We start from the raw sequence: 23,281 nt of genomic DNA, 5'->3' as shown, positions 1-23,281 counted from the left end.
GTGATTCGACGCGGAGGGTGGTCTCTATAGTGACGGAATCGGGGGGACGAAAATTCCGCCGCCCCCGGCTCGGAGAGGACCGAAGGATGAGCGCCGTGCGAGAGCAGCTGCCCGAGGGGCGCTACGGGCGTTCCGCGGACGAGCGGGCCGACCGGAAGCTCCGGATCGCCGGTGCGGTGCTCGGGACGCTCTTCCTGGCCATGCTCGGCTGGTTCGGCTGGCACTACGTGGTCGACAACAGGATCAGCGCCGAGATGATCAAGTTCGACGTGGTGAGCGACTCCGAGGTGCAGGTGCACCTGGAGGTCCGCAAGGACGAGGGCGTCGAGGGCGTGTGCACGCTCCGCTCCCGCTCCGAGGACGGGGCCGAGGTGGCCCGCAAGGACGTCGTGGTCGACGAGCCGGACGGCCGGGTCGACCGGGTCTACTCCCTCCGGACGACCGCCCGCGCCACCAGCGCCGAGCTGCTGGGGTGTACGCCGCGGTAGCGGTGGGTAGGGGAGGGGGAGCGAGTTCCGGCGGGTCGCCGCGGTGACCTGGACCGACGCCATCCCGATGGTTTATGTCCTCCCGCTTTCCGCCACTCATTGTTAGGCTCGTGCTTTCGCCCACCCGGGAAGCGAACGTTTCCCGCGTAGGGCGATGCTTTGTATTCCCAGTACCTACGAGGAGCACCTGTGACCCAGACCAGCGACAACGTCACCTGGCTCACCCAGGAGGCGTACAACAAGCTCAAGGACGAGCTTGAGTACCTGTCTGGTCCCGCGCGTACCGAGATCGCCGCGAAGATCGCCGCCGCGCGCGAGGAGGGCGACCTGCGCGAGAACGGCGGGTACCACGCGGCCAAGGAGGAGCAGGGCAAGCAGGAGCTCCGGGTCCGCCAGCTCACCCAGCTGCTCCAGAACGCGAAGGTCGGCGAGGCCCCGGCGGACGACGGCATCGTCGAGCCCGGCATGGTCGTGACGATCGCCTTCGACGGCGACGAGTCCGACACGATGACCTTCCTGCTCGCCTCCCGCGAGTACGCGAGCGGTGACATCGAGACCTACTCGCCGCAGTCGCCGCTCGGCATCGGCGTGAACGGCAAGAAGGCCGGTGACGACGCCGAGTACGAGCTGCCGAACGGCAAGAAGGCCATGGTGAAGATCCTCAGCGCGAAGCCGTACACCGGCTGAGGCCCCTTCCGTACGTGACGAAGGGCCGGTCCCCCGCGGGGGGACCGGCCCTTCGCCGTCGCCGGGCGCGGGTCAGCCGTCCGCGCGCCGGTACTTGCGGACGGAGAGCGTGCGGAAGACGACCACGATCAGGACCGAGTAGATCAGCGACGCCCACACCGGGTACTGCATCGGCCACGCGTCGGACGGGGAGAGGCCCGGGTCGCCGAAGAGCTTGCGGCACGCCTGGACGGTCGCGCTGAACGGGTTCCACTCCGCCACCGGCTGGAGCCAGCCGGGGAGCTTGCTGGAGTCGACGAAGGCGTTCGAGATGAAGGTGACGGGGAAGAGCCAGATCAGCCCTCCGGAGGTCGCGGCCTCCGGGGTGCGCACGGAGAGGCCGATGAGGGCGCCGATCCAGGTGAAGGCGTATCCGAGGAGGAGCAGCAGGGCGAAGCCGAGCATGATCTTCCCGGCGTTGGTCGGCGCGGCGTAGCCGGGCCGCCAGCCGATGATCAGGGCGACGATCGCGAGGACCAGCAGGGTCACCGCCGTCTGCACCAGGTCCGCCATCGTGCGGCCGGTCAGCACCGCGCCCCGCGCCATGGGCAGCGACCGGAAGCGGTCGATGAGGCCCTTGTGCATGTCGTCGGCGATGCCGGCGCCCGCTCCCGCGGTGGCGAAGGTGACGGTCTGGGCGAAGATGCCGGCCATCAGGAAGTTCTTGTAGACGTCCGGGTCGGTGCTGTTCCCGATCTGCATCGATCCGCCGAAGACGTACGTGAAGAGGATCACGAACATGACGGGCTGGATCAGCCCGAAGAGGATCATCTCCGGGATCCTGGACATGCGGATCAGGTTCCGCTTGGTGACGACCAGGGAGTCCCCGAACGACTGGGCGATGCCGCCGCGCGCGGCGGGGGTCCGCGGGGCTCTGTCGGTGAGGGTGGTCACGCGGCCGGCTCCTTCCGCTGCTTGCGGCTCCTGGCGGCGGGTGCCGCGCCGTTCTCCTCGTCCTGCGCGCGCTCGGCGGTGTGGCCGGTGAGCGAGAGGAAGACGTCGTCGAGGGTGGGGCGGCGCAGTCCGATGTCGTCGATCTCGATGCCGACGGTGTCGAGGTCGCGGATGACCTCGGCGAGCAGCTTGGCGCCGCCGGTGACGGGGACGGTGAGCTTGCGGGTGTGGTCCTCGACGGCGACGGCGTCGGGGCCCCGGTCGCCGGGGCCGTAGCGGGCGAGGATCGTCCGGGCGGGGGCGATGGCGTCCCGTTCGTGGACGACGACCTCGACGCGTTCGCCGCCGGTGCGGGCCTTGAGCTGGTCGGAGGTGCCGCGGGCGATGACCTTGCCGTGGTCGACGACCGCGATGTCGTGGGCGAGGTGGTCGGCCTCCTCCAGGTACTGCGTGGTGAGGAGGAGGGTGGTGCCGCCGGAGACGAGCTCCTTGATGACGTCCCACAGGGCCTGGCGGTTGCGGGGGTCGAGGCCGGTGGTCGGCTCGTCCATGAACATCACGGGCGGGGCGACGACGAGGGCGGCGGCGAGGTCGAGGCGGCGGCGCATGCCTCCGGAGTAGGTCTTGGCGGTGCGGTCGGCGGCGTCGGCGAGGTGGAAGCGCTCCAGAAGCTCGCCGGCCCGTTCCTTCGCCGCCCTGGCCTTCATCTGGTAGAGCTGTCCGACCATCTGGAGGTTCTCGCGGCCGGTGAGGTACTCGTCGACGGCGGCGAACTGGCCAGAGAGGCCGATGGAGCGGCGGACCTCGTTGGGGTGGGCGAGGACATCGAGGCCGGCGACCGTGGCGGTGCCGCTGTCGGGGCGGAGCAGGGTGGTCAGGACCCGTACGGTGGTGGTCTTCCCCGCTCCGTTGGGGCCGAGCAGGCCGAGGACGGTGCCCTCGGGCACGTCGAGGTCCACCCCGTCCAGTGCTGTGACGTCGCCGAAGGTCTTCACCAGTCCCTCGGCGTGGATCGCGCCTGGCATGTCCACACTCCCGGATCATTTCGGGCATTTCTGCCGATCCTAGGACAGCGCGCGGCGCCGCGCTCAGGCCAGGACGGTGTAACCCGCCTCCCGCAGCGCCTCCTCCACCTCCCGGCAGTGCTCCGGCCCCTTCGTCTCCAGGCGCAGCTCCACCTCCACCTCCGTGAGGCCGAGCCGGGGATCGGTCCGTACGTGACTGACGTCGAGCACGTTCGCGTCGACCACCGTCAGCACCGCGAGCAGCGTCGCCAGCGCCCCCGGCCGGTCCGCCACCCGCAGCCGCAGACTCAGGTACCGTCCGGCGGCCGCCATGCCGTGCCGCAGGATCCGCTGGAGCAGCAGCGGGTCCACGTTCCCGCCCGACAGGACCGCCACGACCGGGCCGCGGAAGGACTCCGGGTCGCTCAGCAGCGCCGCCACCGGGCTGGCCCCGGCCGGCTCCACCACCAGCTTCGCCCGCTCCAGGCAGAGCAGCAGCGCCGAGGAGAGCGCGTCCTCCGACACCGTGCGCACCTCGTCCACGTACTCCTGGACCAGCCCGAAGGGCACGTCCCCGGGCCGCCCCACCTTGATGCCGTCGGCCATCGTCACCGGCGACTCGACCACCACCGGATGCCCGGCGGCCAGCGACGGCGGATAGGCCGCCGCCCCCTCCGCCTGCACGCCCACGATCCGCACGTCCGGCCGGACCGACTTCACCGCGAGGCCGATCCCGGCCGCGAGCCCGCCGCCGCCGATCCCGACCACGATGGTGCGCACCTCCGGGCACTGCTCCAGGATCTCCAGGCCGACCGTGCCCTGGCCGACGATCACGTCCGGGTGGTCGAAGGGGTGGATGAAGACCGCCCCGGTCTCCCGGGCGTACTCCTGCGCCGCGGCCAGCGTCTCGTCCACCACGTGTCCGTGCAGCCGCACGTCCGCCCCGTACTCCCGGGTCGCCGCGACCTTCGGCAGCGGGGCGCCGACCGGCATGAACACGGTCGCGCGCACGCCGAGCAGCTGTGAGGCGAGCGCCACACCCTGCGCGTGGTTCCCGGCCGAGGCGGCGACCACCCCCGCCGCCTTCTCCTCGGGCCGGAGCCCGGCGATCCGCACGTACGCGCCGCGCAGTTTGAACGAACCGGTCCGCTGGAGGTTCTCGCACTTGAGCAGCACCGGCGCCCCCACCAGCGAGGACAGATGGCGGCTGCCCTCCAGGGCGGTCGTCCGGGCCACCCCCGACAGCATCTTCTGCGCGCCCCGCACGTCGTCGAGCATCAGACGGTGCAAGGGGTGTGGCGTACCGAAGGTCATGACCCCAAGTCTCGCAGCTCACCGGGGTCGCGGCCGCGCGGGCCACGGCCCCGGGGCGGGTTTGCGCACGGCCGGTACGGAGCCCCCCGCGTCCGCGTACTCTGTCCCCCACACCGACCACCCCCGCACGAGAGAGCCCCCCAGCCATGCCCCCATCTCAGGACATGACGACTGAGCTTGATCCCGGTCTCCTCGATGCCCTCCAGCACCAGGTGGCCGTCTTCGCCCGCCGGGCCGAGCAGACCCGCCTCGGCGGCACCGGCCAGCTCCGCAACTCCATGGACCGGGCCGCCTACCTCCTCCTCAACCGCCTCGACCAGGAAGGGCCGATGGGCGTCAAGGCGCTCGCGGCGGGCATGGGGATCGACTCCTCGACCGTCACCCGCCAGGTCGCCCCGCTCGTCGACTCCGGCCTCGTCAAGCGCACCTCGCACCCCGAGGACGGCCGCGCGGTCGTCCTCCAGCTCTCCGCGCGCGGCCTGGAGCGCCTGGAGGAGGTCCGCTCCTCGCGCCGCACGCTGATGGCCGAGGTCACCGACGGCTGGACCGAGGACGAGCGCACGTCCTTCTGCTCGCTGCTCACCCGTTTCAACGCGGCCCTGTCCGCCCGCCAGTCGGCGCATCAGGCCGGCACCGGGGGTTCCGCGCACGGGGGTTGACCCCGCCTCCCCTCCGGGTCCTTGATGAGGTGTGGAGAAGCACCGGGGCCGATCCGAACACGCCGCCCGCGCCCAGGAGTTCGACGCCTTCGTGGCGGGTGCGGCGGGACGGCTGCTGCATGTCGCCACGCTGCTCACCGCCGAGACCCGGACCCGCAACCCGTACGCCCACGCCCTGCTGACCGCCGCCCTCGCCCACACCTACGCGGTCCGCGCCCGGGGCGGCGACGAGGACCCGTACGCCCTCACCCGCGACGACCTCGCTCTGCGCTTCGCCCGGACCGCCTGGCGGCACCGCGCCGGCCGGGGCGGCGTCCTCGGCGCCCTCACCCCCCGGGAGCGGCTGGTGCTGGTGCTCCGCCTGTACGAGGGCGTGCCCGAGGAGCAGACCGCCGCGCTGCTCGGCCTCCCGGAGGCCAGGATCCGGGCGGTGTGCGCCCGCGCGGTGGCCCGGATGCGGGCCGGCACGACGGGCGGCGCGGCGGGCCCCGGCGCGGCGGGCGGCCGCACGACGGGCAGTGGCGCGGCGGGCGCCGGCGCGGGCCCTGGGCGCGGGAAGGCGGCCGCGTGAGACACGGCGACAAGGAGGCGGCCGTCCGCCGGCTGCTCGACACCCCGCACCCTCCGGTGCCGTCCGGCCTCGGGGCGCGGGCGGCGGCCCGGGGCGACCGGGTGCGGCGGCGGGAACGGGCGCTGCGCGGGGCCGGCCGGGTGCTGGCCGGGCTGGCCGTCGTCGCCCTCACCCTCTGGGCGGCGGAGGCCCGCCCCTGGGAGCCGCCGCCGGCCGCGACGACGCCGCCGTTCGCCGGGCCGTGAGGACGGCCCTAGCCTGGAAGGAGGGGGCGGTCGGAACACCATCGCAGGAGGCCGACATGACCAGGAAAGCCGCCGACTGCCGGGACGCCCCCAGCGTGTCGGGCTGCTCCCTCTACATCTCGGGCGAGGAGGAAGAGGTGGTGCGCGCCGCCACCGAGCACGCGGTCTCCGTCCACGAGCACACGGACTCCCCGGAACTGCGCGCCGAGGTCCGGGCGAGCCTGAAGGACGCGCTGCCCGGGACCTGAACGACCGAGGGGCCCGGGTACGGAAGGCCGTACCCGGGCCGTGAGGTGCCGCCGGGCTCAGCCCAGCGCCTCGCGCAGGTCCGCGATCAGGTCGTCGGCGTTCTCGATGCCCACCGAGAGGCGGACCAGGTCGGCCGGGACCTCCAGGGCCGAACCGGCGACGCTGGCGTGCGTCATCCGGCCCGGGTGCTCGATGAGCGACTCGACGCCGCCCAGCGACTCGCCCAGGGTGAAGAGCTTCGCGCGGTTGCAGACGCCGACCGCCGCGTCCTCGCCGCCCTCGACGCGGAAGGAGATCATGCCGCCGAAGGACCGCATCTGCTTCGCCGCGATCTCGTGGCCCGGGTGCTCGGCCAGACCGGGGTAGAGCACCTGCGTCACCTTCGGGTGCCGGGTGAGGAAGTCGGCGACCTTCGTCGCGTTCTCGCTGTGCCGGTCCATCCGGACGGCGAGCGTCTTGATGCCGCGCAGCACGATCCACGAGTCGAACGGGCCGGCCACCGCGCCCATCGCGTTCTGGTGGTACGCCAGCTCCTCGCCGAGCTCCGCGTCGGCCGCGATCAGCGCGCCGCCGACGACGTCGGAGTGGCCGCCCATGTACTTGGTGAGGGAGTGCACGACGACGTCCGCGCCCAGCGCCAGCGGCTGCTGGAGGTAGGGCGAGGCGAAGGTGTTGTCGACGACCAGCTTCACGCCGGCCTGGCGGGCGATGCCCGCGACGGCCTCGATGTCGGTGATGCCGAGCAGCGGGTTCGACGGGGTCTCGACCCAGATCAGCTTCGTGCGGTCGTTGATCGCGCCGCGCACGGACGCGATGTCCGAGGTGTCCGCGACGGAGAAGTCGACGCCCCAGCGCTGCACGACCTTGGCGAAGAGCCGGAAGGTGCCGCCGTACGCGTCGTTCGGGATGACCACGTGGTCGCCGGGGGCGAGCAGCGTGCGCAGCAGGCAGTCCTCGGCGGCGAGACCGGAGGCGAAGGCGAGACCGCGCCGGCCGCCCTCCAGGGCCGCCAGGTTCTCCTCCAGGGCGGTACGGGTCGGGTTGGCGCTGCGGCTGTACTCGTAGCCGCCGCGGAGCCCGCCCACACCGTCCTGCTTGTAGGTGGACACCTGGTAGATGGGCGGGACGACCGCGCCGGTCAGCGGGTCGGCGGTGTTGCCCGCGTGGATGGCGCGGGTCTCGAAGTTCTGGTGGTTGTGCTGGTCGCTCATGGTCAGGAGCGTAGTGCCGGGGCCCGCCCACCGCCGCGATTCGTCCACCACGGCGTCCTGGACAATGGACACATGGAGATTCTCTGGTTCCTGATCGCCCTGGGTCTGATCTTCGGCGTCCTCGGCCCCTACGTGCTGCGCCGGCGCTCCGGAGGCATCCGGCAGGTCGCGCCCGGCACGCCCGACGCCGCCGACCCGGAGGCGTACGGATTCGTCCGGCAGGAGGAGCTCGACGTGCGGCTCCCCGGCCCGGACCACGATCTCCTCGACGTCCTCGACGTCGTGCAGGCCACCCAGGACTGGCGGGCCGCGGCCCAGCTGCTCGCCGGCACCGGGAAGGAGGGCGAGGTCCGCTGGCAGCGCGTCCAGGCATTCGCCGGCGCGGCCTCCCTGGAGCTCGCGGAGAAGCCCGGCGTCGGGGGCGCCTGGCTGCGCGCCTGGCGCTCGGACGCGCCGAAGGACGCGGGCGCCGCGGCCGTGCACGCGGAGTTCCTGGTGCAGCAGGCGTGGCGCTCCTCGGCGGCCGGCTCCGACGACTTCCGGATCATCCTGGAGGAGGCCCGGAAGGTCGCCGACGAGGCGGCGCTGCTCGCGCCCGGCGACCCCGTCCCGTACATCACGCAGCTCGCCGTGGCCCGCGGACTCGGCTACAGCCACGAGCAGTTCGACCAGGTGTGGGCCAAGGTCATCGACCGGGCGCCGCAGCACATGGGCGCGCACCTGGCGGCGCTGCACTACTGGTGCGAGAAGTGGCACGGCTCGCGCGAGGAGGCCGACCACTTCGCGACCACGGCCGCCGCCCGGGCCCCGCGGGGGTCGCTGCTCGCCGCGCTGCCGCTCTTCGCGGTCTTCGAGCACGTGCCGGACGTGGTGCTGGTGCAGGACTTCTACCGCACGGCGGTGGTCGGCAAGGCGATGGAGGGCGCGCTGTACGCGGTGCACTCGGCCCGCCCCGACGACCCGATGCTCGCTCACGTGCGGCACCTGCTCGTCCTGTTCCTCGTCCGCGGCGAGCGCTGGGCCGAGGCGATGCACCAGCTGGTGCGGGTGGACGGCCATGTGGGCGCGCTGCCGTGGACGCTCAGCGGCGACCCGGCCGCCGACTACACGCTGCACCGGAACCTGGCGGTGGCCGGGTACGAGGCGAACGGCGGGAGCCCGGCCGGCCTGCGGCGGTAGCCGGACCCGGTGTCCGCCGGAACCCGGAGGAAGGGGCCCGTCCGGGGCCCCTTTTTCCGAGTGGACGGCGTCCCCGCCCGTAGGCGATACTCCGCTTCCCCCCACATGCTTCGAACAGCCGTTTTACGGCGACCCGGGCCTCGGTCCCCCGATCTTCGGCACCCCGATCGTCGGCATTCCGTCTCCCGGCATCCGTCGACCTTTTCCCGTGGGGGGACTCTGCCCGATGGGCGCGACCCTGCGTGCCGTGCGCGCGCTCGTACTGCTCTCCGGTTTCCATCTGCTCAGCCTCGGCCTGCTCGCGCTGCTCGGCGCGATCGACTGGGTGGTCTGGCTGTGGGCGCCGGCCGCGATCAGACTCAAGATCCTCTTCGTCTCGGCGCTGCTCGCCGTCCCCGTCGTCCGGGGCATGTTCATGCTGCGCACCCCGCCCGACGACGAGCCCGGCGGCGTCCTCGTCACCGAGGCCGACGAGCCCCGGCTGTGGGCGGCCGTGCGCGAACTCGCCCGCGAGGTCGGCACCCGCGCCCCGGACGAGATCCGGCTGACCGCCGAGGTGAACGCCGCCGTCAGCGAGGACGCCCGGTTCCTCGGCATCGTCGGCGGAGTCCGGCGGCTGTACGTCGGTCTGCCCCTGCTGACGGGGCTCGACGAGGCCGGCCTGCGCGCCGTCCTCGCCCACGAGCTGGGTCACTACGCGAACTCCGACACCCGCCTCTCCGGGCTCACCGTGCGCGGACGCGTCCAGGTCACGCGCATGATCGAGGTGTTCCACGCCAAGGCCGCCCACAAGGTCGCCAAGGAACGGGCGCGCCAGGAGCGGAAGGCGGAGAAGCGGGTCGCCCGCGGCAGGAAGGCCAAGGAGGTGGACACCACCGGCGTCGGCGTCACCTACCGCACGATGGCGAAGATCTACACCGCCTACGGCCGTCTCTACCTGCGGGCCACCCACTCCGGCGCCCGCCGCCAGGAGCTCGCCGCCGACCTCGCGGCGGCCCGGATCGCGGGCCGCGACGCCACGGCGCGCGCCCTGCGGTCCATCCCCGCGCTCGACGCGGCGAACGACCACTACGTGTCCTCCTACGCCGCGCTCGGCACCGAGTTCGGGCTCCTGCCGCCGCGCGGCGAGGTGTTCGGCGGCGTACGGCACCTGCTCGCGGCCCGCGCCGAGGAGCTGTCCGCGATGAGCGAGGAGCTCCCCGACGCGCCGGTCTCCCCCTACGACTCGCACCCGCCGGCCGCCGAACGGGTCGCCCGCGTCGAGGCGCTCCCCGACGACGGCCGCGCGGCGGAGCCCTCCGGACCCGCGCTCGCCGTCCTCTCCTCGCCGCAGGACGCCCTGGCCGCCGTCGAGGACGTGTCGCTGACGCCGGAGGCCCTGCGGATGCGGCGCCTGGACTGGCCCGACCTCGTCCACGAGGCCATGAGCGCCCGCGTCGCCCAGGGCACGGAGGAGCTGCGCGCGGCGGCCGGCGGGGCCGCGCTCCCGGCGCTCCTCGACGCGATCGACGCGGGCTCCCTCTGGGAGATCGCCGGACGGCTCCCGAAGTCCGACGAAGCCTCGGCGGCGACCGGCCGCGCGGCCCGCGAGTTCGCCCGCCCCGGGCTGCGCCGTGGCCTGTCCGCCCTGGCGACGGACGAACTGCTCCGCTCCGGCCGGGCCCACTGGGAGCTGTCCTGGTCCGGCCCCGCGACCCTGCACCTCCCCGACGGCGCGGCGGCAGCCCTCTCCGCCGCCCTGGACGCCGTCACCGCCGATCTCCCGGACACCGCCCCGCTGCGCGCCCTCCTGGCGCCGGCCGCGGCGCGCTGACCGGTCACGACCCCCGCACGCTCCCCCGCGTCCCTCCCCGGAAGGAAACGCCCCACCCCATGCCCCGTCTCATCCCGCTGATCGCGATCGCGGTCGTGCTGTATTTCTGGTTCAAGTCCCGCCGGGCCAGGGCGGGCGGTCCCGGGAAGTCCTCCCGGTCGCGCGCCGAGGCCGCCGCGCGGCTGGGGCTGCTGCCCGCCGACCGGCTGGACACGGAGGAGATGACGCCTCCGCAGCCCGAGCGGACCGCCCTCGTCGAGGCGGTGCGCGGCGGGGACTGGCAGGCCGGGGCCGCGTACGTGGAGGCCGCCGGGCGCGACTGGTACGAGCGGCGGCGGCGGATCAGCCGGCTCGCGGACGCGGCCGTGCAGGACGACGCCTGGCTGCTCGCGTGGCGGGCCGAGCGCCCGGAGGACCCGGCGGCGGCCGCCGTGCACGCGAACGCGCTGGTGTACCTGGCCTGGGAGATCCGCGGCTCCAAGCAGGCGAAGCACACGACGGACGAGCAGTTCGCCTCGTTCCACCGGGTCCTGGCGGAGGCCCGTGAGGCGTTCGCGCGCGCCCAGGAGCTCGCGGGCGACGACCCGAGCCCGTTCATCGGCGAGCTGCCGCTCGCGATGGGCCTCGGCTACCCCCACGAGGCGTTCGAGGCGATCTGGGCCGAGATCGAGAAGCGCGACCCGCTCAACTACCTCGCCTACTCCAGCGGCCTGCAGTACTGGTGCGCCAAGTGGCGCGGCTCGCACGAGGAGGCGCTCGCCTTCGCCCGGCGCGGGGCGGACCGGGGCCGTCCGGGGCAGCTGCTCTCGGTGTTCCCGCTGGAGGCGTACTTCGAGCAGGAGTCGTACGACTCCGATCTCAACCCGCAGACCTTCTACAACCGCCCGGAGGTCGTCGCGGCCGCGGACGCGGCCCTCGCCGACCTGGCGGAGGCCGTGAAGGTCCTCGACGCCGCCGACCCGCGCATCGCGGAGACCCGGCACATGCTGGCCTGGATCCTGTACTGGCAGGACCGCTACGAGGAGGCGCTCGCGCAGTTCCGCGAGATCGACGGCCACATCGGGTGCGCGCCGTGGACGTACTCGGGCGACCCGAAGGGCCGCTACACGAAGGTCCGGGACTACACGGCGGCGGAGGTCCTCAAGGCGCGCGGCGCCTGACCGCGGCACGGCGGGTCCGGGCGGGGAATCCCTCCCGGACCCGCCGTGTTGTGCTTGTCGCCCCCTTGCCGAGGAGAGATGCCGCATGTTCCTGTCCCGCACCCCCGTCCTGCCCGCCCCGGAGCAGGCCCTGCGCGGCCGCCCGGAGCCGGAGTTCTCGGTGCCCGAGCGCCACACGGTGCTCGGCAACCCGCTGCTCGGCCCCTACCCGGAGGGCCTGGAGGTCGCCGACTTCGGGCTCGGCTGCTTCTGGGGCGCCGAGCGGAAGTTCTGGCAGACCGACGGCGTCTGGACGACGCTCGTCGGCTACCAGGGCGGCTACACGCCGAACCCCACGTACGAGGAGGTCTGCTCGGGCCTCACCGGGCACACCGAGGTCGTCCGGGTCGTCTTCGACCCGGCGCGGGTGTCGTACGAGACCCTGCTGAAGGTCTTCTGGGAGTCCCACGACCCGACCCAGGGCTTCCGCCAGGGCAACGACGTGGGCACCCAGTACCGCTCCGCGGCCTACACCCACTCCCCCGCCCAGGCGGAGACCGCCGAGGCGTCCCGCGCCGCCTACCAGAAGGTCCTGGCCGCCTCCGGGTACGGCGAGATCACCACCGCCGTCCTGCCGGCCGGCGACCGCCCGTTCTACCCGGCGGAGGGCTACCACCAGCAGTACCTGGACAAGAACCCGGCCGGCTACTGCGGCATCGGCGGCACCGGCGTCTCCTGCCCGATCGGGGTGGCCCCGGCGGAGTAGGCCGCGCGCAGGGCCGCGGCCGTCGCGGCCGGGTCGTACCCCTCGGGGGTGCCGTCGATCAGCAGCACGTCGCCCGCCATGTGGCGGGTCCGCAGGGGCAGCAGGGCCTGGTACGGCTCGGAGTCGTACCAGGCCCTCGCCGTGTCGTACGACGGGAAGGCGATGATCACGACAGCGCCCGGCCACGTCCCTTCGAGCACCTCGCGCCGGGGTGCGCCGTGCACGAGGAAGCGTCCGCCGAAGGGGTCCAGGGTGGCCTGGATCCGCTCCATGTAGGCGAGCACCTCGGGGTCGAGGACGGGCTTCGGGCTCAGGACGGCCATCGCGTATGCGGTCATGGCCCCAGCGTGCCGGGCCCCGGCGCCGGGGTCGATTACCCCGGAGGTCAGGCTCCGGCCGCAGGCGTCCGGGCCGGGCCGCCGCCGCAGGTGGAGAGGGAGCACCAGCGGCGGCGGCCCGCCGCGTCCTGGAAGAGCCAGCCGCAGTCGGCGCCGGGGCAGGCGCGGAGGGTGAGGCGGGCGGGGGTGGTGAGGAGGTCGGCGGCGGCCCGTGCGGTGGCCAGCAGCGGCAGGCGCAGTCCGGCCGACGGGGGCAGCCGCCAGTGGGCGACGCCGTCGGGTCCCGCGGTGAGGACGGCTGCGGCCGCCGCCTCGCCGGCCGTGGCGGCCACGGTACGGAAGGCGCGGGCGTCGGCGGGGTCCGTGAGGCAGGCGTAGAGGGCCGTGCGGAAGGACCGGGCCTCTTCGAGGGCGGCGGTCGCGGCGGCGGGGCGGGCCAGGGCGAGGTCCAGGAGCGCGTCCACGACCGTGTCGTCGGCCAGGTCGAGGTGGCCGGCCCAGACGGCGAGGGTCGGGTAGCCGCGGAGCCAGTCGGAGCCGGGTGTCTCGGGGCTGCGGTGCCAGCCGGCGTAGGTGTTGCAGAACTCCAGGGCGGGGTGGCCTCCGGTGGACCAGGGCAGCCAGTGGTCGCGGACCCGGACCGCGTAGAGCGGGGCCGGCGGGCGGTCCAGGCGGGGGTCGGCGGCGAGGATCCGCTCGTGGAGGGTGGTGAGCGCGGGACCGGGGTCGATGCCGAGTTCGGTGACCAGGTGGTCGCGGGTGGCCCGGTACGCCTCCAGGGCCTCGGCCTGGCGGCCGGAGCGGTACAGCGCGGTCATCAGGGCGGCGACCAGGCGTTCCCGGTCGGGGTGCGCGGCGGCGAGCGGGGCGAGGTCGGCGAGGACGCGGGTGTGGAGGCCCATGGTGAGGTGGCTCTCGGCGCGTTCCTCCAGGGCGGTGAGGCGCAGCTCGGCGAGCCGGCCGCCGATCCGGGCGCGCCGGCCGGGGTCGAGGAGGCCGTCGAGGAGGGGGCCGCGCCAGAGGGCGAGGGCGCGGTCGTGGCAGCGGACCTGTTCGCCGGGGTCGCCGGCGTGCGCGGCCCGGCCGAGGAGCGCGAGGAACTCCTGCACGTCCACGGCGTGTCCGCCGGTCTCGACCGCGTATCCGTCGTGCCGGGTGGCGACGGTGACGCCGTGGGGCCGGAGGGCGGCCCGCAGCCGGCCCACGTAGGTGTGCAGGGTGGCGCGGGCGGTGGGCGGCGGGGCGCCGTCCCACAGCAGGTCGGCGAGGCGGCCGGTGGGGACAGGCCGGCCGGCCTCCAGGAGGAGGAAGGCGAGCAGGCACCGTTCCTGGCGGCGGATGCCGAGCGGCACGGGCCGTCCTTCGTGGCGGGCCTCGAAGGGCCCGAGGAGGGCGAAGTCCATGGTGCCGGAACCCTACGGGGCCGGTGGTCAGGTTGTGGTCAGGGGGCGGGCGGAAGGTGGTGCCGTTCGCATCCGCCTTCCTCACCGAGGAGTTCACCATGCGCAGCTCCGTCCTCGCGCTGGCCGTCTGCGGCGTGCTCGCCGCCCCGCTCGCCACCGCCGCCCCGGCGGCCGCCGCGACCACCGCGACCGCCCTGCCCGGCCCGTGGGAGCCGGCCCCCTCCCCGTCCTGGTCGTATCCGGCCGGTGTCCGCTGCGACTTCGCCGTGCACGGCGGTCCCGTCGTCGACGAGGTGGTGCGGCGCACGCTGGCCACGTACGAGGACGGCACCCTGGTCGTCGAGTACAAGGGCACGCTCGTGGTCCGGGTGACCCACTCGGGGACCGGCGCCTCGTACGACGCGGACGCGAGCGGCCACGCCGTCGTCGTGCTCCGGCCGGACCGCTCGCAGCGGTGGTACGTCACCGGCCCGATCCTGGCCGGCTTCGGCGAGGGCGGCGGGAACGTGGCGCGCGGGCTGTACACCGTGGACGGGACGTACACGCTCGACGTCTCGCCCACCGGGTACAAGACGCTGGACCTGCTGCGCGGCACGACCGAGCCGCTCTGCGCCGAGGTGGCCTGAGCGCGGAAGGGCCCCCTCCGGAGCGGAGGGGGCCCTTCTCGCGGGGCCGGGGGCGGGTCAGACCGCCGAGCCGGCCTTCCAGGCGGACCAGTTCATGTTCCAGCCGTTCAGGCCGTTGTCGGGGGCGATCGTCTTGTCCTTGGAGTTCTTGACGACCACGACGTCACCGGTGATCGACTGGTCGTAGAACCAGGCGGCCATCTGGTTGGGGTCGCCGGCGCCCTTGACGTCGGCGAGGCCGACGCAGCCGTGGCTGGTGTTCACGGAGCCGAAGATGGAGCGGGCGCCCCAGTAGTTGCCGTGGATGAAGGTGCCGGAGGTGGACAGGCGCATGGCGTGCGGCACGTCCTTGATGTCGTACTCGCCCTTGCCGTCGGAGTCGGTGAAGCCGACGGTGGCGCCGTTCATCCGGGTCTCCTTGAACTTCTCGGAGATCACCATCTCGCCGTTGTAGGTGGTGTTGTCCGGGGAGCCGGCGGAGATCGGAATGGTCCGGATCACCTTGCCGTCGCGCACGACGGTCATCGTCTTCTTCGCGACGTCGACCGTGGAGACCTGGCTGCGGCCGACCTTGAAGGTGACGGTCTTCTGCTGGACGCCGAAGACGCCGTCGGCGCCCTCGACGCCGTCGAGGTCGAGCTTGAGGGTGACCGTCGAGCCGGCCTTCCAGTAGTCGTCCGGGCGGAAGTCGAGCCGGGTCGAGTTGAACCAGTGGCCGACGATCTCCTGGCCGGAGCTGGAGGTGACCTCGATGCCGCCCTGGACGGCCTTCTTGTCGGTGATCGCCTTGTTGAAGTTGATCGAGACCGGCATGCCCACGCCGACGGTCGAGCCGTCCTCGGGGGTGAAGTTGCCGATGAAGCTGTTCTCCTTCGACACGGTGGTGAAGGAGGAGTTCTCGTGCGCCTCCAGGCCGGCCGCGTCGACGGCGGTGGCGGCGATCTTGTAGACGGTGGCGCGCTCCAGCTGGCCGGACGGCTTCCAGGAGAGGCCGTCGGCCGCTATCTCGCCCTTGACCGCGGTGCCCTCGGCGGAGGTCATGGTGACCTCGGTGAGCTTGCCCTCGGTGACGGCGACCTTGGCGTCGTTGTTGATGGAGGCGTTCTGCGAGCCGTTCTCCGGCGAGATCGTGATCTGCGCCTTGGAGGTCTTCTGCTCGGCGGCCTCGTCGACCTGGGCCTGTGACGTGGCGGTCGGCGAGCCGGACGCGGCCGCGCCGGCCGAGTCGTCGTCGTTGCAGGCCGAGAGCACGAGTACGCCGCTGAGCACCGCCGCCGCGGCTGCCAGGCTCCTGCGGCGCTTGCCGACCGTCATCACACGCTTCTCCATCGTCGCCGATTCCCTGTCAATCCATCAGAACACCCATGACACCCCGTCCGGTTCCGGAAGCGGGGGGTTTGTGGGGAACACCACTGATCGACACGCGTGCGGCGGCGTTCCGGTTCCCGCTCGTCGCACACCGGCGCGAAAAGGCCCCGGGACGCCGTCCCAGGGCCGGTGGACAGGGCGGTCGTCGCCCCTACGGCCGGTCGGCGCCCTCCGCGTCGTCGGAGTCGTCCCCGTCCCCATCTTCCTCGTCGAGCTCCCACTCCATCGCATCGGGGTCGTACTCGATCTCCTCGCTGCTCCAGGCGGCCTGGACGAGCTCGACGCCCGGCAGGTCGCGGACGAGGTCGAACGGCTCCACGAGGTAGGCCAGGGCCTCGGAGGCGTCCTCCCGGACGGCGGCCCGGGCGTGCTCGCGCTCGTCGGCCGGCATGAACTCGTCGGAGTCGATCCGTCCCTCGGCGGCGGTGGTCAGCTCGGCGGGCCCGTCGATCTCCAGGACGATGTCGACGCGGAGGCGGACGTGGCGGGCGGTGGTCTCGGGGCCGGCGGTGGCGGGGGTCTCGGAGGTGCTCATGGCTGGGAGCGTAGGGTCTGCCCGCCCTCGGCTTTCCCGCGACCCGCTGTGTTCAATAGCATCTGGCCCACCGCGGGGTCCCGCGGGGCCTGCCGTGAGGGAGAACGAGATCCGCGTGTCCGCCGCCCGACGTCCGCTGCTGACCGCCACCGCGGCGGGGACCCTGCTGTGCGCCCTGTGGTTCGTCCCGTCGGCGAACGCCTCCGACGGCGCCGCCGGGGCGGGGGTGCGGAGCGGCGGCTCGCACCCCGTGGCCCCCGGCGACGGCCGGCTGGCGGAGACAGGCGGCCCGGACACGACCGCGTACGTACTGAGCGGGACGGGGTTCCTCGGCGTGGGCGCCGGCTTCGTGGCGCTGGCGATGCGGCGGCACGGACGCGCCTCCTGACGCTTCCGGGACAGAGCCTCCCGGCCGAGCTTTCCGACACCGGGCCTCACCGAGGCCGGGGCTTTCCGGCCGGGGCTTCGAGACCGGGGCTTCGACACCGGGGCTTTCCGGCCGGACTTTCCCCGCACGCGAGAAGGGCCGCCCCGGAGGGCGGCCCTTCTCGCGCGGTCGTGGGGCGCGGGTCAGGCGAGCGGGCCGGTGACCGGCTCGACGGCGGCGACCAGCCGGCCCTCGCGGACGAAGGCGTCGGCGGCGGCCAGGTCGGGCGCGAGGAAGCGGTCCGGGCCGGGGCCCTCGACACCGGCGGCGCGCAGGGCGTCGATGGCGGCCCGCGAGGCGGGGGCGGGGGTGAGGCCGTGGCGCAGCTCGATGCCCCGGGTGGCGGCGTACAGCTCGACGGCGATGATCCGGGCGAGGTTGCCGACGGCGGTGCGGAGCTTGCGGGCGGCGGACCAGCCCATGGAGACGTGGTCCTCCTGCATCGCGGAGGACGGGATCGAGTCGGCGGAGGCCGGGACGGCGAGCCGCTTCATCTCGCTGACCAGGGCCGCCTGGGTGTACTGGGCGATCATGAGGCCCGAGTCGACGCCGGCGTCGTCGGCGAGGAAGGGCGGCAGGCCGTGGCTGCGGTTCTTGTCGAGGAGCCGGTCGGTGCGGCGCTCGGCGATGGAGCCGAGGTCGGCGGCGGCGATGGCGAGGAAGTCGAGGACGTACGCGACGGGGGCACCGTGGAAGTTGCCGTTGGAGCGGACCTCGCCACTGGACAGCACGACCGGGTTGTCGACGGCGGCGGCCAGCTCGCGCTCGGCGACGAGCAGGGCGTGGGCCATGGTGTCGCGGCCGGCGCCGGCGACCTGCGGGGCGCAGCGGATCGAGTAGGCGTCCTGGACGCGGGGGGCTTCGCCGGCCTGGAAGTGACCGGTGAGGCCGGAGCCCTTGAGGACGGCCAGCATGTTGGCGGCGGAGGCGGCCTGGCCGGGGTGGGGGCGGATGGCGTGCAGCTCGGGTTCGAGGACCTTCTCGGTGCCGAGGAGGGCTTCGAGGGAGAGGGCGGCGGTGACGTCGGCCGACTTGTAGAGGGTGTCGAGGTCGGCGAGGGCCATGATCAGCATGCCGAGCATGCCGTCGGTGCCGTTGAGGAGGGCGAGGCCCTCCTTCTCCCGGAGGACGACGGGCTCGATGCCGGCCGCGGCGAGCAGCTCGCCGGCGGGCTTCACGGTGCCGTCGGGGCCCTCGGCGTCGCCCTCGCCCATGAGCGCGAGGGCGCAGTGGGAGAGCGGGGCGAGGTCTCCGGAGCAGCCGAGGGAGCCGTACTCGTGGACGACCGGGGTGATGCCGGCGTTGAGGACGTCGGCCATGGTCTGCGCGACCTCGGGGCGGACGCCGGTGTGGCCGGAGGCGACGGTCTTGAGCCGCAGGAACATCAGGGCGCGGACGACCTCGCGCTCGACGCGCGGGCCCATGCCGGCGGCGTGCGAGCGGACGATGTTCCGCTGGAGCTGGGTGCGCAGCTCGTGGTCGATGTGCCGGGTGGCGAGGGCGCCGAAACCGGTGGAGACGCCGTAGACGGGCTCGGGCTTGGCGGCGAGCGCGTCGACGACGGCGCGGGAGGCGGCGAGCGCCTCGACGGCCCCCTCCGACAGCTCGACACGGGCGCCGTGACGGGCGACGGCGATGACGTCCTGCGGGGTCGTGCCGGACGTGCCGAGAACGACTGTCTGCATATCCATATTCAGCACCCTACGGATTGAAGACCGACCTGTCACTAGGCAATCCGTCACCGTCCCACACGGTCACGGCCCCTTACCGGTCACCGACCCCGCCCGGGGGCGGACGGAGGGGTTCCAGTCTGCCCCGCGGGGTCGCCGCGGCACCGGAGGCGGCGCCCCCGGGACCCCGGGGCGGGCCGCCGGGGAGCGCCCCCGCCGCGACACCCCGTCCCGCGGCACCCCCTCCCGCCGCGCCCGTCACGGACCCGGCGGCAGCTCCACCGTCGGGGCGTCGCGGAAGCGGCGGCGGTCACGGCCGCCGGGCGGGGCGTCGGCGAGGCGGATGACGGTGCCGTCGCGGCCGGCCACCACCGGTTTCGTGGAGCGGGCGGCCTTGGCCTGGTACTGGGCGGCGTCGGCGAGCCGGAAGAGGCGGCGGGCGGACTTGAGGGGGCCGATGGGGTCGCCGGTGGAGGCGACCCCGCAGGCCACGCCCTCGCCCAGCTCCAGCTCGGCGGCGCGGACGCAGAGCTCCTCCGCCACCGCCACCACCTCGTCGGCGGTGGGCCCGACCGCCAGGAGGCAGAACTCGTCGCCGCCGAGGCGGGCCGCGAGGGCTCCGGGGAGGCGGGCGCCGCAGCGGGAGAGGACGGAGCCGAAGCGTTCGAGGAGGCGGTCGCCGACGGCGTGGCCGTGGGTGTCGTTGACGCGCTTGAGGCCGTTGAGGTCGCAGACGACGAGGCTGACGACCGAACCGTCGGCCCGATAGCGCTCGATGGCCTCGTCGAGGCGGGCGTCGACCGCGCGCCGGTTGGCGAGGCCGGTGAGGGGGTCGGTGAAGGCGAGCTTGCGGACCTCCTCCAGGCGTTCGGCCTGGGCGATGCCGGCCGCGACGACCGCGGCGAGGACGTTCGCGAAGTCCGCGTCCGCCGCGGCGAAAGGTTTCGCCCCGGCGGGCCGGGCCACGTACAGCTCACCCCAGGCCCGCCCGTGCAGCACGATCGGGGCGACCACGCAGCAGCACCGGCCGCGCCGCCGCAGGCCAGCGACCCGGCCGGTGACGACGGGCGCGTCGGCGGTCTCGATCCAGGCGTGCGGACCGGCGCCGACCGCCCACCGCTCGTGCAGGAACTCGGTGATCTCGGGGAACTGGTGGACCGGATACGTCTCCGCGTCCGGGAACTCCTCCTCGCCGACCGCCCGCTCCCCGGCGTTCACCAGCACCCGCAGCCGCCCGTGGTCCCGCTCCCAGACCGACAGGGCGCCAAAGCTCCCGTCGAGCCCGGCACTCGCCCCGAGCGCCGCGGCCCGCCAGAACTCGCGCGGGGTGTGCGCCGCCGCCATCCCCTGCGCCAGCGCCACCACGGCCCGCAGCCGCACGTCCTCTCCCATTCCTCCAGCTTAGGGAGGTTTGATCTGATTTCCCCTCCGAGACGTCACGGAAAGTGATAATTGATCATCCAGAAGGGCGGAATCAGTCACTCCGCTTCACGGATCGCCTCGCCGATCACCTCACGGGCCGCCTCGGGGATCACCTCGGGGATCGCCTCGCGGATCGCCGTCACTCGCCGGGCCACTCCGGCTTCCGCTTCTCGTTGAACGCCGCCACTCCCTCGGCGCGGTCCCCGGAGAAGGCCACCGAGCGCCAGGCCGCGTCCTCGACCTCCAGGCCGGCCCGCAGGTCCAGGCCCTGGCCCAGCCGCATCGCCTTCTTCGCGGCGCGCAGCCCGACCGGCGAGTTCACGGCGATCCGCCCGGCGAGCTCCAGGGCGGCCGTGCGGGCGTCCTCCGCGACGACGTCCACGAGGCCCAGCTCGCGCGCCTCGCCGGCCTCGACCCGGCGCGCCGTGAAGACCAGCTCGGCGGCGCGCGCGGCACCCACCCGGCGCGGCAGCAGCTGCGTACCGCCGCCGCCCGGGATGACGCCGACGGAGACCTCGGGGAGGCCGACGACGGTGGTGGCGTCGGCGACGATCAGGTCGCAGGCGAGCGCCAGCTCGTAGCCGCCGCCGAGGGCGAAGCCGTGCACGGCCGCGACGGTCGGCATCGGCAGCTCCAGGACACCGGTGTAGGCGCCGCGGGCGGTGGGCCGCTGGCGGACCAGCTCGGCGTCGGTGAAGGAGTTGCGCTCCTTGAGGTCGGCGCCGACGCAGAAGGCCCGGTCGTTCGAGGAGGTCAGGACGGTGACCCGAACCGCCGGGTCGGCGGCGAGCGCCGCGCAGGCGTCGCCGATGGAGCGGGCCATCTCGGAGGAGACCGCGTTCATGGCCTTGGGCCGGTCGAGGACGAACTCGGCGACGTGCCCCTCCTTGCGGACCAGCACGAACTCACCAAAACGCTGCTCGGACATCTCCTGCGCCCTCCCGGTTAACGACGGTTCACATGCACCGGGAGGGATCTTAGGTCGGACGGCGGTTCAGGAGCCAGGGCTCCACGACGCCGAGGCCGCGGACCGACCGCTGCCACATGGGCTGGAGCGCGAAGCGGTACGTCTCCGGGGTCCGGCCCTCCTTCTCGGCGCGGGCGGCCTCCTCCGCCGCCTCGGCCTCCGAGACGGGCACCTCGCGGGTCCTGGTCAGCTCCTCGGCGAAGGCGCTGTCCACCAGGACGGCGTCCTTCGGCGCTATCGAGGTGAGCCGGCTCGCCAGGTTCACGGTGGTCCCGAAGACATCGCCCATCCGGGTCGTGACGGTGCCGAAGGCGATGCCGACCCGCAGCGCCGGCATGGTCTCGTCCTGGCTGAGGGTCTCGATCAGGCGCAGCGCGATCTCGGCGGCGATGCCGGCGTCGTCCGCCGCGTACAGCACCTCGTCGCCGAGGGTCTTGATGAGCCGGCCGCCGTGCGCGGCGACCAGGTCGGCGCAGGTGGTCTCGAACGCCTCGACCAGCTCGCCGAGCTCCTCCTCCTCCAGGCGCCGGGTGAGGCGCGTGAAGCCGACGAGGTCGGCGAAGCCGACGGCGAGCCGGCGGTCGACCATCTCCTCGTCGTCGGCGGCCTGCGCGACCCGGCCGGTGGCGGCGGCGAGCTGCCGCCGCCACACGTAGATCAGGAACTCCTCCAGCTCCGGCAGGAGCAGCTCGACCAGGGGGTAGGTGACCTCGGCGCGGGTCATGCCGGGCTCGGGCGGCTCGGTCAGGCCCTCCAGGAAGGAATCGATCTGCCATTCGGCCAGTCGGGCGGTGGTCTGCCCGGTGGAGCGGGCCACCTGCACCGCCATGGGCTCGCTGAGCAGTCCCGCCTCGACGAGGCCGGCGAGCCGCCGCAGGGCGAGCACGTCGGCCTCGGTGAGCGCCTTGGCCTGTCCGATGTCGGCGAAGCCCATGGCGCGCCAGAAGCGGGAGGCCAGTTCCATGGAGACGCCCGCGGTGCGGGCGGCCTGGAAGGGGGTGTAGCGGCGGTCGGCGCCGAGGATGAGCTGTTCGAGGCGGATGGCGAGCGGGTCGTCGGTCGGCTCGACCGTGTGGTCGACGGCGTGGTGGGGCGTCGGGTACGCCGAGGTCTCGGCGGCCGCCGCCGTCTCCGGCGGGTCCGACGGCTCGGGTGGCCCGGACCGGTCGTCGCCCGTGTTCGCGTCGTCGACGGTCACCGGCCGCCTCCTGCCCGTTCCCTGCCGCTGCCCACTGTCCTGCCGATCTGTTCGCCTGGATCGCGCTCCACGATACGACAGGTGTGGGCTGGCTCACGCCGGAACGGCCGGGGGATCAGCCCTCCGCGCGCAGGTGGACGATGTCGCCCGCGCCGACCGCCTCCGTGCCGCCGCCCTCGGTGGCCACGACCAGGCGCCCGTCGCCGTCCAGGGCGACCGCCTCACCCTCCAGCATCCGCTCGCCCGGCAGGTCGGCGCGGACCCGGCGGCCGAGGGTGACGCAGCCGGCCGTGTACGCCGCCAGGACCCCGGACTCCTCGGGGTCGCCGCCGGCCCGCGTCCAGGCGCCGTACCAGTCGGCGAGGGAGCGCAGGACGGCCCGGAGCAGGGTGTCGCGGTCGGTGGAGACGGCGTCGGCGAGGAGGAGGGAGCCGGCCGCGGGGACGGGCAGCTCGTCGGCGCGCAGGGAGACGTTGATGCCGAGGCCGACGACGACGCCGTCCTCGCCGGCCCGCTCGGCGAGGATGCCGCCGGCCTTGCGTTCGTGGCCGTCGACCGTCACGAGGAGGTCGTTGGGCCACTTGAGGGAGACGTCGGCGCCGGCGGCCTTCACCAGGCCGGTGGCGGCGGCGACGCCGGTGAGCAGCGGGAGCCAGCCGAGCCGGTGCGCGGGCACGTCCGGCTTGAGCAGGACGGAGAGGAAGAGCCCGGAGCGTGCGGGGGCGCTCCAGGTGCGGTCGAGGCGGCCGCGTCCGGAGGTCTGCTCCTCGGCGACCAGCACGGCTCCCTCGGGGAGCCCGGCGGCGCGGGCGGCGAGGTCGGAGTTGGTCGAGCCGGTGGTGGGGACCACGTCGAGCGAGGTCCACAGGCCGTCCGGGAGGAGCAGTGCCTGACGCAGCGCGCGGGCGTTGAGCGGGGGCCGTTCGAGGTCGGACCAGGGTCCGCCTGATGCGTGGGAGGACGTCATGCAAGCCAGACTAGGTGTGGGATAGACCGCACTGCGCTGCCCTACCGGCGCCGATACGCTACGGGTCAGTAGGCCGTCAGTAGCCCATTCGCAGTCAACGAA

General features: G+C 73.8%; 25 protein-coding genes. 12 read left to right on the top strand and 13 right to left on the bottom strand.

Translation table 11 applies throughout. The annotated features are described in order from the left end of the window. Positions 1-86 precede the first annotated feature (86 nt). Both ACFVU3_RS12330 and greA read left to right on the top strand, forming a co-directional pair. Complete coding sequence (locus ACFVU3_RS12330; RefSeq protein WP_390065813.1) at positions 87-488, top strand: DUF4307 domain-containing protein; 402 nt, start codon at positions 87-89, stop codon at positions 486-488. A 189-nt stretch (positions 489-677) separates the two neighbouring features. Then, positions 678-1,175: a transcription elongation factor GreA gene (greA, locus tag ACFVU3_RS12325; RefSeq protein WP_390065812.1), complete on the top strand. Its 498-nt coding sequence runs from the start codon at positions 678-680 to the stop codon at positions 1,173-1,175. A 72-nt stretch (positions 1,176-1,247) separates the two neighbouring features. Here greA and ACFVU3_RS12320 read toward each other — a convergent pair whose 3' ends face one another. From ACFVU3_RS12320 to ilvA, 3 genes are all read right to left on the bottom strand, one after another. Beyond that, positions 1,248-2,108, bottom strand: coding sequence for an ABC transporter permease (locus ACFVU3_RS12320; RefSeq protein WP_390065811.1), 861 nt, complete (start codon positions 2,106-2,108; stop codon positions 1,248-1,250). Then, positions 2,105-3,133, bottom strand: a complete 1,029-nt coding sequence (locus tag ACFVU3_RS12315) for an ATP-binding cassette domain-containing protein (RefSeq protein WP_390065810.1) — start codon at positions 3,131-3,133, stop codon at positions 2,105-2,107. The genes ACFVU3_RS12320 and ACFVU3_RS12315 overlap by 4 nt, the downstream gene beginning before the upstream one ends. 63 nt (positions 3,134-3,196) lie before the next feature. Further along, the gene (gene ilvA / locus ACFVU3_RS12310; RefSeq protein ID WP_390065809.1) at positions 3,197-4,426 is read right to left on the bottom strand and encodes a threonine ammonia-lyase; all 1,230 of its coding nucleotides are present in this window, start codon (positions 4,424-4,426) and stop codon (positions 3,197-3,199) included. A gap of 146 nt (positions 4,427-4,572) precedes the next feature. On the opposite strand from ilvA, the gene ACFVU3_RS12305 reads away from it, so the two are divergent. Genes ACFVU3_RS12305 through ACFVU3_RS12290 form a run of 4 tightly spaced genes read left to right on the top strand, consistent with a single transcriptional unit; the run spans position 4,573 to position 6,149 of the window. Beyond that, positions 4,573-5,085, top strand: a complete 513-nt coding sequence (locus tag ACFVU3_RS12305; protein ID WP_390065808.1) for a MarR family winged helix-turn-helix transcriptional regulator — start codon at positions 4,573-4,575, stop codon at positions 5,083-5,085. A gap of 31 nt (positions 5,086-5,116) precedes the next feature. Further along, the gene (locus tag ACFVU3_RS12300) at positions 5,117-5,656 is read left to right on the top strand and encodes a sigma factor-like helix-turn-helix DNA-binding protein (RefSeq protein WP_390065807.1); all 540 of its coding nucleotides are present in this window, start codon (positions 5,117-5,119) and stop codon (positions 5,654-5,656) included. Further along, on the top strand, positions 5,653-5,901 hold the full coding sequence (locus ACFVU3_RS12295; RefSeq protein WP_390065806.1) for a hypothetical protein: 249 nt from the start codon (positions 5,653-5,655) through the stop codon (positions 5,899-5,901). Before ACFVU3_RS12300 ends, ACFVU3_RS12295 begins: the two co-directional genes overlap by 4 nt. A gap of 56 nt (positions 5,902-5,957) precedes the next feature. Then, positions 5,958-6,149: a DUF1059 domain-containing protein gene (locus ACFVU3_RS12290; protein ID WP_189853465.1), complete on the top strand. Its 192-nt coding sequence runs from the start codon at positions 5,958-5,960 to the stop codon at positions 6,147-6,149. A gap of 57 nt (positions 6,150-6,206) precedes the next feature. On the opposite strand, the gene ACFVU3_RS12285 is transcribed toward ACFVU3_RS12290, so the two are convergent. After that, complete coding sequence (locus tag ACFVU3_RS12285; RefSeq protein ID WP_390065805.1) at positions 6,207-7,361, bottom strand: cystathionine gamma-synthase; 1,155 nt, start codon at positions 7,359-7,361, stop codon at positions 6,207-6,209. A 72-nt stretch (positions 7,362-7,433) separates the two neighbouring features. On the opposite strand from ACFVU3_RS12285, the gene ACFVU3_RS12280 reads away from it, so the two are divergent. The 4 genes from ACFVU3_RS12280 to msrA all read left to right on the top strand — a co-directional run bounded on the left by ACFVU3_RS12280 (position 7,434) and on the right by msrA (position 12,258). After that, on the top strand, positions 7,434-8,540 hold the full coding sequence (locus ACFVU3_RS12280) for a hypothetical protein (protein WP_390065804.1): 1,107 nt from the start codon (positions 7,434-7,436) through the stop codon (positions 8,538-8,540). 226 nt (positions 8,541-8,766) lie between these two features. After that, positions 8,767-10,353 carry a M48 family metallopeptidase gene (locus ACFVU3_RS12275; protein ID WP_390065803.1) on the top strand — a complete coding sequence of 529 codons (1,587 nt, stop codon included), beginning with the start codon at positions 8,767-8,769 and terminating at the stop codon, positions 10,351-10,353. 59 nt (positions 10,354-10,412) lie between these two features. Further along, positions 10,413-11,513 (top strand): hypothetical protein, encoded by a 1,101-nt coding sequence (locus tag ACFVU3_RS12270; protein ID WP_390065802.1) that lies wholly within the window; start codon positions 10,413-10,415, stop codon positions 11,511-11,513. A gap of 85 nt (positions 11,514-11,598) precedes the next feature. After that, a complete protein-coding gene (gene msrA / locus ACFVU3_RS12265; RefSeq protein ID WP_390065801.1) occupies positions 11,599-12,258 on the top strand; it encodes a peptide-methionine (S)-S-oxide reductase MsrA in 660 nt (219 codons plus the stop codon). Here msrA and ACFVU3_RS12260 read toward each other — a convergent pair. After that, positions 12,198-12,596: a DUF1330 domain-containing protein gene (locus tag ACFVU3_RS12260; RefSeq protein ID WP_390065800.1), complete on the bottom strand. Its 399-nt coding sequence runs from the start codon at positions 12,594-12,596 to the stop codon at positions 12,198-12,200. The genes msrA and ACFVU3_RS12260 overlap by 61 nt on opposite strands. A 47-nt stretch (positions 12,597-12,643) precedes the next feature. After that, positions 12,644-13,999 carry a BTAD domain-containing putative transcriptional regulator gene (locus tag ACFVU3_RS12255; RefSeq protein WP_390065799.1) on the bottom strand — a complete coding sequence of 452 codons (1,356 nt, stop codon included), beginning with the start codon at positions 13,997-13,999 and terminating at the stop codon, positions 12,644-12,646. Between the two features lie 59 nt (positions 14,000-14,058). Between ACFVU3_RS12255 and ACFVU3_RS12250 the strand changes: the two genes are divergently transcribed. Then, complete coding sequence (locus tag ACFVU3_RS12250; protein ID WP_390065798.1) at positions 14,059-14,625, top strand: hypothetical protein; 567 nt, start codon at positions 14,059-14,061, stop codon at positions 14,623-14,625. Positions 14,626-14,682: 57 nt separating this feature from the next. Here ACFVU3_RS12250 and ACFVU3_RS12245 read toward each other — a convergent pair whose 3' ends face one another. Beyond that, on the bottom strand, positions 14,683-15,954 hold the full coding sequence (locus tag ACFVU3_RS12245) for an Ig-like domain-containing protein (protein WP_390065797.1): 1,272 nt from the start codon (positions 15,952-15,954) through the stop codon (positions 14,683-14,685). A gap of 190 nt (positions 15,955-16,144) precedes the next feature. Beyond that, positions 16,145-16,528: a hypothetical protein gene (locus tag ACFVU3_RS12240; RefSeq protein WP_390065796.1), complete on the bottom strand. Its 384-nt coding sequence runs from the start codon at positions 16,526-16,528 to the stop codon at positions 16,145-16,147. 115 nt (positions 16,529-16,643) lie between these two features. On the opposite strand from ACFVU3_RS12240, the gene ACFVU3_RS12235 reads away from it, so the two are divergent. Beyond that, a complete protein-coding gene (locus tag ACFVU3_RS12235) occupies positions 16,644-16,916 on the top strand; it encodes a hypothetical protein (protein ID WP_390065795.1) in 273 nt (90 codons plus the stop codon). Between the two features lie 182 nt (positions 16,917-17,098). Here ACFVU3_RS12235 and hutH read toward each other — a convergent pair whose 3' ends face one another. The 5 genes from hutH to ACFVU3_RS12210 all read right to left on the bottom strand — a co-directional run bounded on the left by hutH (position 17,099) and on the right by ACFVU3_RS12210 (position 23,179). Then, positions 17,099-18,640 carry a histidine ammonia-lyase gene (gene hutH, locus ACFVU3_RS12230; protein ID WP_390066005.1) on the bottom strand — a complete coding sequence of 514 codons (1,542 nt, stop codon included), beginning with the start codon at positions 18,638-18,640 and terminating at the stop codon, positions 17,099-17,101. 243 nt (positions 18,641-18,883) lie between these two features. Continuing rightward, entirely contained in the window at positions 18,884-20,017 is a 1,134-nt protein-coding gene (locus ACFVU3_RS12225) for a diguanylate cyclase domain-containing protein (RefSeq protein WP_390065794.1), read from the bottom strand. 169 nt (positions 20,018-20,186) lie between these two features. Next, on the bottom strand, positions 20,187-20,975 hold the full coding sequence (locus ACFVU3_RS12220) for an enoyl-CoA hydratase/isomerase family protein (protein WP_390065793.1): 789 nt from the start codon (positions 20,973-20,975) through the stop codon (positions 20,187-20,189). A gap of 49 nt (positions 20,976-21,024) precedes the next feature. Then, a complete protein-coding gene (locus tag ACFVU3_RS12215; protein ID WP_390065792.1) occupies positions 21,025-22,212 on the bottom strand; it encodes an adenylate/guanylate cyclase domain-containing protein in 1,188 nt (395 codons plus the stop codon). 115 nt (positions 22,213-22,327) lie between these two features. Beyond that, positions 22,328-23,179, bottom strand: coding sequence for a biotin--[acetyl-CoA-carboxylase] ligase (locus ACFVU3_RS12210; protein ID WP_390065791.1), 852 nt, complete (start codon positions 23,177-23,179; stop codon positions 22,328-22,330). Positions 23,180-23,281 lie beyond the last annotated feature (102 nt).

The sequence above is a fragment of the Streptomyces sp. NPDC058052 genome, from assembly GCF_042885515.1.
GTDB lineage: Bacteria > Actinomycetota > Actinomycetes > Streptomycetales > Streptomycetaceae > Streptomyces.
This window is presented reverse-complemented; position numbering and strand designations above follow the sequence as displayed.

What these genes read in the sequence shown, in the direction of transcription:
- ACFVU3_RS12330 (WP_390065813.1), top strand. Translation starts at nt 87, where the DNA reads ATGAGCGCCGTGCGAGAGCAGCTGCCCGAGGGGCGCTACGGGCGTTCC.
- ACFVU3_RS12315 (WP_390065810.1), bottom strand. Translation starts at nt 3,133, where the DNA reads ATGCCAGGCGCGATCCACGCCGAGGGACTGGTGAAGACCTTCGGCGAC.
- ilvA (WP_390065809.1), bottom strand. Translation starts at nt 4,426, where the DNA reads ATGACCTTCGGTACGCCACACCCCTTGCACCGTCTGATGCTCGACGAC.
- ACFVU3_RS12305 (WP_390065808.1), top strand. Translation starts at nt 4,573, where the DNA reads ATGCCCCCATCTCAGGACATGACGACTGAGCTTGATCCCGGTCTCCTC.
- ACFVU3_RS12290 (WP_189853465.1), top strand. Translation starts at nt 5,958, where the DNA reads ATGACCAGGAAAGCCGCCGACTGCCGGGACGCCCCCAGCGTGTCGGGC.
- ACFVU3_RS12285 (WP_390065805.1), bottom strand. Translation starts at nt 7,361, where the DNA reads ATGAGCGACCAGCACAACCACCAGAACTTCGAGACCCGCGCCATCCAC.
- ACFVU3_RS12280 (WP_390065804.1), top strand. Translation starts at nt 7,434, where the DNA reads ATGGAGATTCTCTGGTTCCTGATCGCCCTGGGTCTGATCTTCGGCGTC.
- ACFVU3_RS12275 (WP_390065803.1), top strand. Translation starts at nt 8,767, where the DNA reads ATGGGCGCGACCCTGCGTGCCGTGCGCGCGCTCGTACTGCTCTCCGGT.
- ACFVU3_RS12270 (WP_390065802.1), top strand. Translation starts at nt 10,413, where the DNA reads ATGCCCCGTCTCATCCCGCTGATCGCGATCGCGGTCGTGCTGTATTTC.
- msrA (WP_390065801.1), top strand. Translation starts at nt 11,599, where the DNA reads ATGTTCCTGTCCCGCACCCCCGTCCTGCCCGCCCCGGAGCAGGCCCTG.
- ACFVU3_RS12260 (WP_390065800.1), bottom strand. Translation starts at nt 12,596, where the DNA reads ATGACCGCATACGCGATGGCCGTCCTGAGCCCGAAGCCCGTCCTCGAC.
- ACFVU3_RS12255 (WP_390065799.1), bottom strand. Translation starts at nt 13,999, where the DNA reads ATGGACTTCGCCCTCCTCGGGCCCTTCGAGGCCCGCCACGAAGGACGG.
- ACFVU3_RS12245 (WP_390065797.1), bottom strand. Translation starts at nt 15,954, where the DNA reads ATGGAGAAGCGTGTGATGACGGTCGGCAAGCGCCGCAGGAGCCTGGCA.
- ACFVU3_RS12240 (WP_390065796.1), bottom strand. Translation starts at nt 16,528, where the DNA reads ATGAGCACCTCCGAGACCCCCGCCACCGCCGGCCCCGAGACCACCGCC.
- hutH (WP_390066005.1), bottom strand. Translation starts at nt 18,640, where the DNA reads ATGCAGACAGTCGTTCTCGGCACGTCCGGCACGACCCCGCAGGACGTC.
- ACFVU3_RS12225 (WP_390065794.1), bottom strand. Translation starts at nt 20,017, where the DNA reads ATGGGAGAGGACGTGCGGCTGCGGGCCGTGGTGGCGCTGGCGCAGGGG.
- ACFVU3_RS12220 (WP_390065793.1), bottom strand. Translation starts at nt 20,975, where the DNA reads ATGTCCGAGCAGCGTTTTGGTGAGTTCGTGCTGGTCCGCAAGGAGGGG.
- ACFVU3_RS12210 (WP_390065791.1), bottom strand. Translation starts at nt 23,179, where the DNA reads ATGACGTCCTCCCACGCATCAGGCGGACCCTGGTCCGACCTCGAACGG.